Raw genomic sequence first — 8,805 nt, 5'->3', positions numbered from 1 at the left:
GTTCATGGGAGTCTCCTGCTGTTCGATCCGAAAACCGGATGGAGTGGGGTTTTCCTTCTCGGTGCGGCCCGTGCGGTGAAAGGGGGGTCCCGGTCTGGCGGGGTGTCTCCCTTGCTCCGGTGGGGGGCGCACCACCAGTAGGCCCGAGACGGCCCACCCCGGACACGTTCCGGAAACTCGGGGCTTGACACCGTCGCGATGCCGGGCACAATCCGGTCGCCCCCTCGCCGGGGCCTTCGGCCTCCCGGTGCTTCCACCGAGCCGACGCGGCGGCCTTGGTGGGCAACGCCCGTGTGGGCGTGGCCCGTTGACGAGTGGGCTGCCCGCGTCAGGAGATCGGCAAGGGCGGGGGGATGCGGTCGATGCTCGACGGCCTGTTGCGGGACCGGGCTCTGGAGCACGGCCCGAGGACCGCTCTCGTGCGCGGCGCCACCGCCTCACGTACGCCGCCCTCCACCGGCGCGCGTCCCGCACGGCCGCCGGGGTGCGGCTGCTCGGCCTGCGGCCCGGCCGGCGGGTCGTCGTCCGGCTGCCGAACGTCCCCGAGTACGTGATCACCCTCTTCGCTCTGCTGCGGCGCTCGCGTACCGCGAGCCGCAGGTTGCGCACGTCGTCCAGGCCGAGCAGGCGCGGGGCTGCCTCGGCCCCACCGTCCACCACGGCTTCGACCACACCGGCGATGACCGCCCGCATCGCGGCGCAGGGGCCCCTGCGGCGCGTCTTCACCCTGGCGGCGCCCCGGGGCGGCCAACCCGTACGGCGGGCCGCAACCGACCCGTCGGGAAGCCGCTACCCTCCGGGCTCCCTCGACGCCCCGTCCGAGCCGGGGCCCGCCCGGGCCGCCGACCCGGTGGCGTTCCTGCTTCCCGCCTCCTGGGGCGGCGCGTCCCGCCCGACGACCCGGTACCCGGCCGCCTGCCAGAGGACCGCGGCCCGGGAACGCGTCACCGTCGCGTCACTGCCGCCGGACACCGCCGGCCACCGGCTGCACCCAGCCCCCGCCGCCCGGACCGACGCCGGCAGCCTGCGGCTCCTGCGGGTCGGCGGGGGACTCCTGGACCCGGCGGACGCAGAGCGGGTGGGACGGGAGCCGGGCCTCCGCCTCCAGCAGGTCCCGGACATCCCGAAAGGGCTGGCTCGCCCCGGCCGAGACCTGACAGGCGTCCGGCCGGGCGGGCGGTCCCGGGGCGTACGCCCTCGCCCGCCCGCCCGGCCGTGGGCGAGCGGCGGGTTTGCGCAGTGCAGGAGGCGGACGCGTGATCGATCGCCGCGCCCCGCGGTCAGCCGGTGGGGGCCGCGGCCGTGCCGAGGGAGTCGGCGGCCAGGAACTTCGGGGCGCCCTCCTCGTAGAAGACGTCGACCGGGCCGAGCGCGAACCCGGCCGCCGCGACCATCTCGGCCGGGCGGCGGGTCAGGTGGCAGCCGCCGAACAGGCGCTGCTGGAGCGGGTCCAGCCGGCGCTGGCGGCGCCGAACGTGCTCGTCGGCGGCGGGTGCCAGGCCATGCTCCAGGAAGTGGAGGGTGCCGCCGGGCTTCAGGACGCGCAGCACCTCCCGCAGGGCGGCGGCGGCGTCCGGGATCGTGCACAGCGTCCACGTCGACAGGGCGGAGTCGAAGGTGTCGTCGTCGAAGGGCAGCGACTGCCCGTCCAATCCGGCCCGCAGCACCGGCACCGGGGAGTTCCCGACGCGCTTGCGGGCCAGCCGCCACGCGGTGTCCGACGGCTCGACGGCCGCCACCTCGGTCACGGACGGGGGATAGAACGGCACGTTGTGGCCGCTGCCGAAGCCGATCTCCAGCACGCGCCCCGTCAGCCCCTCGCACACGCGGCTGCGCAGCGGCCGGGACGTCTTCATCCCGCACACCGCGTCGATGACGCGCGGCAGTACGTGGCCGGTGTAGAAACCCATGGCGACCTCCGCTCCCGCCCCAGGATGGCACCGCGGCGGGGCCGCCGCCGCCGCGACACGGCGGCGGCCCCGCCGCGGCTCCTGCTGCTAACGGCTGTCCTGAGGGCCTTCCTGCTGCGGCGGCTCCGGCGCGGCGGTCGGCGCCGGCGGCGCCGCCGGGGGCCCCGTGTGGCCGGCGAGGAGGGCCTCCGCAAGGCCCTCGCGGCGGATCCGCCGGTCCACGTACAGCAGGCCCGCGACCAGCTGCATGAAGCCGACCTGGAACAGCTGCCCGGCGATCGCGCCGACCAGAGTCAGCAGGACGGCGACGACGAGCATGGTGATCGCGCCCGCCGGGGAGACGCCTTCCTCGGCGACGGCCATGGCCGGCACCAGCGCGAACGTCCCGATGAGGTTGAACGGCAGCTGGATCGCGTAGCCGATGGCACCCGCCAGCATGGCGCCGACGAGCGTGATGCCGAAGACCCGCCACCAGTCTCCGCGGACGAGAGCGGCCGAGCGGCGCAGCGCGGCGACCGGACCGGCGTCCTCCATGACGACGGCGGCCGGGGCCATCCCGAACCGGACGCTGAGCCAGACGGCCACGGGGAACGCGGCCAGCAGTCCCAGGACGAGGGGCACCAGCAGGGCTCCCGGGGCGGCCTCCGAGGCCGTGGCCACCGCCAGCGGCGCCCACACCGCCAGGACGGCGAACACCGGGAGGCCGGCGACCAGGGAACTGAGGAACATCGCGCCCGCCACCGCCGGGGCCCGCCGGAACGCGGCCCGGCGCACCGCCCCGAACGTCGTGGGACTGCCGGACACCGCCTCCTTCAGGACGGCCAGGCAGGCGGTGGAGATCACGGCCATGCCCAGCATGCCCAGCACGATGAGCGCCACCAGCATGACGGCGGCGGCCACGAGCAGCGGCACCACGTGCTCACGCGCCGGAGTCTCGCCGAACGGCGGGTCGAAGACGGGCTCCAGGTGCGGGAACACGGCGGCCACGGCGGCGGCCACGACGAGGCCCGTCGCGAGCACGAGCGCCGCCTGGACGAGCAGCGCGACGCCGGCCATCCGCTTCCAGTGGAGGCGGAAGGTGGAGAACGAACCGGTGACGATGTCCCCGAGGGAGAGCGGCCGCAGGGGTATGACCCCCGGCTGCGGCGGCGGGGGCGGCCCCCAGCCTCCCCAGTGCGGGGCGCCCCCGCCGCCCCCGTGTGCTCCCGGCCAACTGCTCTGCGTCATGCACGTGCTCCGTAGCTCGTCCCCGTTGTCAGTGGAGGACAACCTATCCCGCAGGTCAGGGGCATGACACCCGGATTGGCCGGGGGCGGGCGCACCGGCGGCGCCGGGCGGCCCGAACGGCGCGGGTGCCGCGGCCGCACCCGTACGGCTCCGGCCGCCGCGGTCCCGCGTGCGGTATACGTCCTGTGGGCGTGCGGGATCCGCCCGCGACGCCCTCGGAGGGAGTGGTGGCCCGTGGAGCGGACGACCTGCTGCGTGGTGGGCGGCGGCCCGGCCGGGATGGTGCTGGCCCTGCTGCTGGCACGGGCCGGGGTGGAGGTGACGGTGCTGGAGAAGCACGGCGACTTCCTCAGGGACTTCCGCGGCGACACCGTGCACCCGACGACCCTGTCACTGCTGGAGGAGATCGGCCTCGCCGAGCGGTTCGCCCGGCTCCCGCAGCGCCGCGTGACGACCGTCCAGCTGCCCCTCGGGCCGGACCGCACCCTGGTCACCGTCGGCAACATCGGGGCGCTGCACGGAAAGTACAACTACATCGCGATGGTGCCCCAGTGGGACCTGCTCGACCTCCTCGCGGACGAGGCGCGCAAGGAGCCGTCGTTCCGCCTGCGGATGGACACCGAGGCGCAGTCGTTCCTGGTCGAGGGCGGCAGGGTCGCGGGCGTCCGCTACCGCACCGCGGACGGCGCGGCCGGCGAACTGCGCGCCCACCTGACGGTCGCCTGCGACGGCCGGGGTTCGCTGGCCCGGACCCTCCCGGAGCTCGGCCTGCAGGGCTTCCCCTGTCCCATGGACGCCTGGTGGTTCCGGCTGCCGCGCCACGAGGACGACCCCAGCGGGCTCGTCGGCGGGCTGGGGGAGCGGTTCTTCAGCGCGCTCATCGACCGCGGCGACTACTGGCAGTGCGCGGCCCTCATCCCGAAGGGCACCGACGCCCGACTGCGCGCAGAGGGCCTGGAGCCGTTCATGGAGCGGTTCACGGGGGCGGTGCCCTGGCTCGCGGACCGGGCGCACGCAGTCGCCTCCTGGGACGACGTCAAACTCCTCGACGTCCGCCTGGACCGGCTGCGCCGCTGGCACCGCCCGGGGCTGCTGTGCATCGGAGACGCCGCCCACGCCATGTCGCCCGTGTTCGGCATCGGCATCAACCTGGCCGTGCAGGACGCCGTGGCGGCCGCCCGCCACCTGGCGGGCCCGCTGCGCGGGCACCGGGTGGGCCTGCACGACGTGCGCCGCGTGCAGCGGCGCCGCCGGCCCACCACCGTGGCCACGCAGGGCCTCCAACGCGCCGCCCACGCCAAGGTCATCGGGCCGCTGCTGGCCGGCCGGTCCGCGTTCGACGACCCGCAGCGCGCCGCCCGGCTGGCCTCCCTGCTCACCGAGAGCCGCCTGAACCGGCTCCCGGCCTACTTCCTCGCCTACGGGGCCCTGCGCGAGCGGCCGCCGCGGGAGGCGCTCCGCTGAACCGCACGTGCTGCCGGAGCCTCTGCCGCCCCCGCCGGGCGCTCGGGGGTTCCGGGAACGCCCGGTCAGGCGGTGCGGCCGACGTTGAGGTCGATCTGGCCGAAGAGGAGGGCGTACCCCGCGGGGAGGCTCCGCAGGATGCGGGCGAGGAGGTCCGGGCCGGCGAGGCGGGCGACGACGGACAGGACGGCTCCGGTGTCCCAGCGGGCGGTGGCGGGGCTGGTGCCGGAGCGCGTGGCGAGGTCCTTGACGAAGCCCCAGCCGGTCAGCTCCTCGTACGAGGGGACCTGCGCGGTGAACGCCTGCGCGGCCCGGAGGGGCAGGCGGGCGGCGAGGTCCACCCGTTCGTCGCCGGTCAGCCGGCGGCCGAGCGCGGCCAGGACACGCTCGACGGTTTCGGCGGCGCGCTCGGTGCTGGGGTAGGCGCCCTCGTACCGGACGGCTTCCAGCATCTGCTCGTAGGTCATGTCCGGGGCCGGCCGGCGGAGGACTGCGGGCTGGTCGAACACGGTGTCTGCCTTCCTTTCGGGTCGCGGTGGCTTCGGTCCGGAAAGCCGGCCGGCGCGGACGCGGGGAGGGCCGGCCGGCGGGGGAGGGGGCGGCAGGCGCCGCTGGCTTCTGCTCAGCTGCTCAGCTGCTTGTGCTCGCCGCCACCGATCGCGATCTTCCGCGGCTTGGCGCGCTCGGCGATCGGGATGCGCAGGGTGAGGACGCCGGCCTCGTACTCGGCTTCGATGCGCTCGGTGTCCAGGGTGTCCGCCAGCATGATCTGCCGGGTGAAGACGCCGAGGGGCCGCTCGGAAAGCTCCATCTGCGCCCGGTCCGACCGCGGGGCGGGCCGCCGCTCGGCCTTGACCGTGAGCATGTTCCGCTCGACGTCGATGTCGATCGCGTCCTTGGCGACGCCCGGGATGTCGAAGGCGACCACGTACGCGTCGCCGTCCCGGTAGGCGTCCATGGGCATCACGGACGGCTTGGACCACGTGCCCGGCGCCGCGAGCTGCTGGGTGAGGCGGTCGATCTCACGGAAGGGGTCGGTGCGCATCAGCATGGGGACACCTCCTGGTTGTTCGGCAACGGCTGCCAGTGCGCTTCGGCCCCTGTTGTAGCATGTCGTCGGAACGATGACAACACGGGGTTTCGCCCAATGGACGACATGGATGATGTCAGCGGCTGGCTGACATGTGGGTCCGGGTCGGGTTCGATGCCGGGGTGCCGGCGCGGCGCGGACGTGCACGCGGCCCGTGGTGCCCGGCGGCCGCGTGCACGTCCCTGCTTGGGGCTGGTCCGGTCAGTGCCGGTGCCTGAGGGCGTCCTTCCCCTTCTCCTTCGCCAGCCGGGCCTTCCCCCTCAGCTGCAGGGCGCCGCCCTTCACGGTGGTGGACCTGTCGCCGAGCACGTGCCCGACCTTGCGCATGGTCTTGCCGACGACCTGCTCCGTCTTCGCCTTCATCCTCTCGCGGGCGCTCATGCCGGCCCCCTTCTCCTCGGTCCCGTGCTCATCCCCGGTCCGCCCCGGCGTTCCGGCCGGCTTCCAGGCGGGGCCAGTCCGCCAGGTCCCGGAGCAGTTGACGGTCGTGCGTCGCGGCGACGACCGCGGCGCCCGTGGTGCGGACCGCCTCGGTGAGCTCTTCGACCAGTGTTGCCGACAGGTGGTTCGTCGGCTCGTCGAGCAGCAGCACGTGCGGCCGCCCGGCCAAGGCCAGGGCGAGGTCGAGGCGCCGCTGCTGCCCCTGCGAAAGCCGCCCCGCCGGGGTCCGCGCGGCGTCGGCGTCGAGCAGTCCGAGTGCGGCGAGCGGGACGGCGTCGGCGTCGCGGAGGGCCCCGCCCGCCACGAGCCGGCCCACGCGGCGCGCGTACAGCTCGCGTGGGGTGAGCCGCGGGTCGGCCCCGGCGGTCTCCTGGGCGACCAGGGCGGTCCGGGTGCCCGCGGCCGTCACGACGCGGCCCCGCGTCGGCTCCACCGCGCCGGCCAGGACGGCCAGCAGCGTCGACTTCCCGGCGCCGTTCGGCCCGGTGACGAGCAGCCGGTCCCCGCCGTCGAGGACGAGGTCGACCGGCCCGGCCAGCCGTCCGGCGACGGCCACGCCGTGCGCCCGCAGCCGCGGCGCCCCCGACCGGCCGCCCAGGTGCGGCCAGCGCAGCACCGGCGGGGGCGGCGGCACGTCCAGGCGGTGCGCGTCGAGCGCCTCCTGCTGCCGGTTCAGGGCCTGGACGACGCCCGGGGCGCGGGACTGCCGCTGGTGCCGACCGGTGCCCTTGTCCGGACGCCACCCCGTGGACAGCCGGTCGCGGGCCCGGGCGACGGCGTCCTGGAGCCTGCGGTGCTCGGCCTGCTGCTCCTCGTGGTCCTGCTCCCACCGCTGCCGCTCGCGGCTGCGCGCCTCCTGCCAGGCGTCGTAGCCGCCGGCGTACAGGCGGGGCCTGCCGTCGCGCGTCGGGTCGAGGTCGAGGAACCGGTCGGCGACGTCCCGCAGCAGCGCCCGGTCGTGGGTGACGAGCGCGAGCGCGCCGTCGTGCTCGCGCAGCCTGCGGGTGAGGAAGTCCAGCCCGTCGGCGTCGAGGTGGTTCGTGGGCTCGTCGAGGAGCAGGACGTCGTACCGGGCTCCGAGCAGGCAGGCGAGGCGGACCCGGTACCGCTGCCCGACCGACAGCGCCGCCAGCGGCCGTTCGCGGTCGGTGCACGCGCCGAGGGCCTCCAGGGCGGTGTCGACCCGGCGTTCGGCGTCCCAGGCGTCGAGCCGGGTCGCGGCGTCGAGCGCGGCGGCGTACCGGTCCTCCGCACCGGGGTCGCCCGCGCCGAGGGCGAGGGCCGCCGCGTCCAGGGCGGCGAGCGCGGCGAGAGGCGCGGCCAGCGCCTCGGCGGTCAGCGTCCCGACGGTCTCCGCGCCGCGCACGGTGAGCTCCTGGCGGGCCAGGCCGATCGTGCCGACGCGGTGCACGGCGCCCGCGTCGGGCGGGAGCATTCCGGCCAGGACGTGCAGCAGGGTGGTCTTGCCGCGGCCGTTCTCGCCGACGACGGCGACCCGGGACCGGGCGGAGACGGTGACCGAGACGCCGTCCAGCACGCGTCGGTGCCCGCGCGTGACGGTGACGCCCTCGGCGCGGACGTGCGCACTCCCGCCGGAGCCGGCAGGCAGGGGCAGGGACAGGGGGGTGGGGTGGTTCAAGGGAAGCTCCGCGGCTCGCGAGGTGGAGCCGGGCAGCGGGCTGCGGCCGCCCGGCGGGAACCGGTACGGCGAGCGCGGGGGTCCGGAAGGGATCAGGGCGCCGCCGTCAGCGGGCGGATCGCACCTTCTGGGACCAGATGCCTTGAGCCATGCGGACACGGTAGCAACGGACCGGACCGGATGCCCACGCGTTTTCCCGCCGTGCGGACCGGACCCGGCAGCCGTGGCGGCCGCGGGTCAGCGCCACCGGCGGCCGAGGGCGCCGCGCAGGGTGGTCCCGTACCGGGTGCGCAGCCGCCGCAGCTCCCACGCGGACAGGGCGGTGACCGACAGCGGCGCTCCCGCGAGGAACGCGAACCAGACGGCCTGCGGGGCGTTGACAGGAGGCCCGTCGACGGCCTGGAGCACGGACATCACCAGGACGACAACGGGGGAGAGCAGCGGCGGCAGCACCTCGTGGACGTCGGCGGTCCGGAAGGCGTGGTGGACGCAGAGCACCGAGGAGGCCAGGAGGAACGGCAGCAGGAAGAGGCTGCCCAGCTGGAGGAGCAGGCCGAGGAGGAAGCCGACGTCGCCGGCGCCCGCGAACACGGGGTCCCGCAGGTCGGGGCGGAGCGCGAACCACTGGAGGCCGGCCGCGGCGATCAGGCAGCCCCACGCGGTGAGCGGGCCGCCGAGCCGCCGGCGGTACCGGGCGCGCAGCGGCGGGCGGGCGGCCGCCAGGAAGGCCGCCACCGCGAGCGGGCCCACGACCGCCAGCACCGCCGCACTGATCAGCACGTCGGTGAGCCTGTCGTCGACGACGGCCTTGGCCTCCTCGCGCAGGGTGAACGCGTAGAACAGCCAGGCCGTGGCGGCGAGTCCGACGCCGGTCCGGGCGAGCGCGACCCGGCGGATCACCGGGTCGGCGAGCCGGTCCGGACGTCCCGGGCGGTGTACGCGGGCCGCGAGGGCGAAGGGGGCCGCCAGGACGGTCACGCAGCCGTGGCGGCGGTCGCCCGGCGGGTTGGCGGGCATCCCGGCCCCCGTACCCG

General features: G+C 75.9%; 8 protein-coding genes and 1 pseudogene. 2 read left to right on the top strand and 7 right to left on the bottom strand.

Translation table 11 applies throughout. The features are described from left to right. Window positions 1–247 precede the first annotated feature (247 nt). Window positions 248–568 (top strand): annotated as a pseudogene (locus EF903_RS36130) (AMP-binding protein); the annotation flags it as partial. A gap of 712 nt (window positions 569–1,280) precedes the next feature. On the opposite strand, the gene EF903_RS23280 reads toward EF903_RS36130, so the two are convergent. Together EF903_RS23280 and EF903_RS23275 are read right to left on the bottom strand one after the other, a co-directional pair. Then, on the bottom strand, window positions 1,281–1,910 hold the full coding sequence (locus EF903_RS23280; protein WP_125546185.1) for a class I SAM-dependent methyltransferase: 630 nt from the start codon (window positions 1,908–1,910) through the stop codon (window positions 1,281–1,283). Window positions 1,911–1,997: 87 nt separating this feature from the next. Beyond that, on the bottom strand, window positions 1,998–3,137 hold the full coding sequence (locus EF903_RS23275) for a hypothetical protein (protein ID WP_125546183.1): 1,140 nt from the start codon (window positions 3,135–3,137) through the stop codon (window positions 1,998–2,000). A gap of 234 nt (window positions 3,138–3,371) precedes the next feature. Here EF903_RS23275 and EF903_RS23270 point away from each other — a divergent pair, with 234 nt between their 5' ends. Beyond that, window positions 3,372–4,601: an FAD-dependent oxidoreductase gene (locus EF903_RS23270; protein WP_125546181.1), complete on the top strand. Its 1,230-nt coding sequence runs from the start codon at window positions 3,372–3,374 to the stop codon at window positions 4,599–4,601. 65 nt (window positions 4,602–4,666) lie between these two features. Here EF903_RS23270 and EF903_RS23265 read toward each other — a convergent pair whose 3' ends face one another. From EF903_RS23265 to EF903_RS23245, 5 genes are all read right to left on the bottom strand, one after another. Next, window positions 4,667–5,110 (bottom strand): DUF2267 domain-containing protein, encoded by a 444-nt coding sequence (locus EF903_RS23265; protein ID WP_399421498.1) that lies wholly within the window; start codon window positions 5,108–5,110, stop codon window positions 4,667–4,669. 113 nt (window positions 5,111–5,223) lie between these two features. Beyond that, window positions 5,224–5,652 (bottom strand): Hsp20/alpha crystallin family protein, encoded by a 429-nt coding sequence (locus tag EF903_RS23260; RefSeq protein WP_125546179.1) that lies wholly within the window; start codon window positions 5,650–5,652, stop codon window positions 5,224–5,226. A gap of 240 nt (window positions 5,653–5,892) precedes the next feature. Beyond that, a complete protein-coding gene (locus EF903_RS23255) occupies window positions 5,893–6,072 on the bottom strand; it encodes a CsbD family protein (protein WP_125546177.1) in 180 nt (59 codons plus the stop codon). A 28-nt stretch (window positions 6,073–6,100) separates the two neighbouring features. After that, the gene (locus EF903_RS23250; protein ID WP_125546175.1) at window positions 6,101–7,771 is read right to left on the bottom strand and encodes an ABC-F family ATP-binding cassette domain-containing protein; all 1,671 of its coding nucleotides are present in this window, start codon (window positions 7,769–7,771) and stop codon (window positions 6,101–6,103) included. Between the two features lie 237 nt (window positions 7,772–8,008). Further along, window positions 8,009–8,805, bottom strand: a 797-nt coding sequence (locus EF903_RS23245) for a hypothetical protein (protein ID WP_221888761.1), incomplete at its 5' end; no start/stop codon positions are given.

The organism is Streptomyces sp. WAC05292 (assembly GCF_003949955.1).
GTDB classification, from domain to species: domain Bacteria; phylum Actinomycetota; class Actinomycetes; order Streptomycetales; family Streptomycetaceae; genus Streptomyces; species Streptomyces globosus.
This window is presented reverse-complemented; position numbering and strand designations above follow the sequence as displayed.

Coding starts and splice junctions, on each gene's coding strand:
- EF903_RS23280 (WP_125546185.1), bottom strand. CDS start 1,910: ATGGGTTTCTACACCGGCCACGTACTGCCGCGCGTCATCGACGCGGTG.
- EF903_RS23275 (WP_125546183.1), bottom strand. CDS start 3,137: ATGACGCAGAGCAGTTGGCCGGGAGCACACGGGGGCGGCGGGGGCGCC.
- EF903_RS23260 (WP_125546179.1), bottom strand. CDS start 5,652: ATGCTGATGCGCACCGACCCCTTCCGTGAGATCGACCGCCTCACCCAG.
- EF903_RS23255 (WP_125546177.1), bottom strand. CDS start 6,072: ATGAGCGCCCGCGAGAGGATGAAGGCGAAGACGGAGCAGGTCGTCGGC.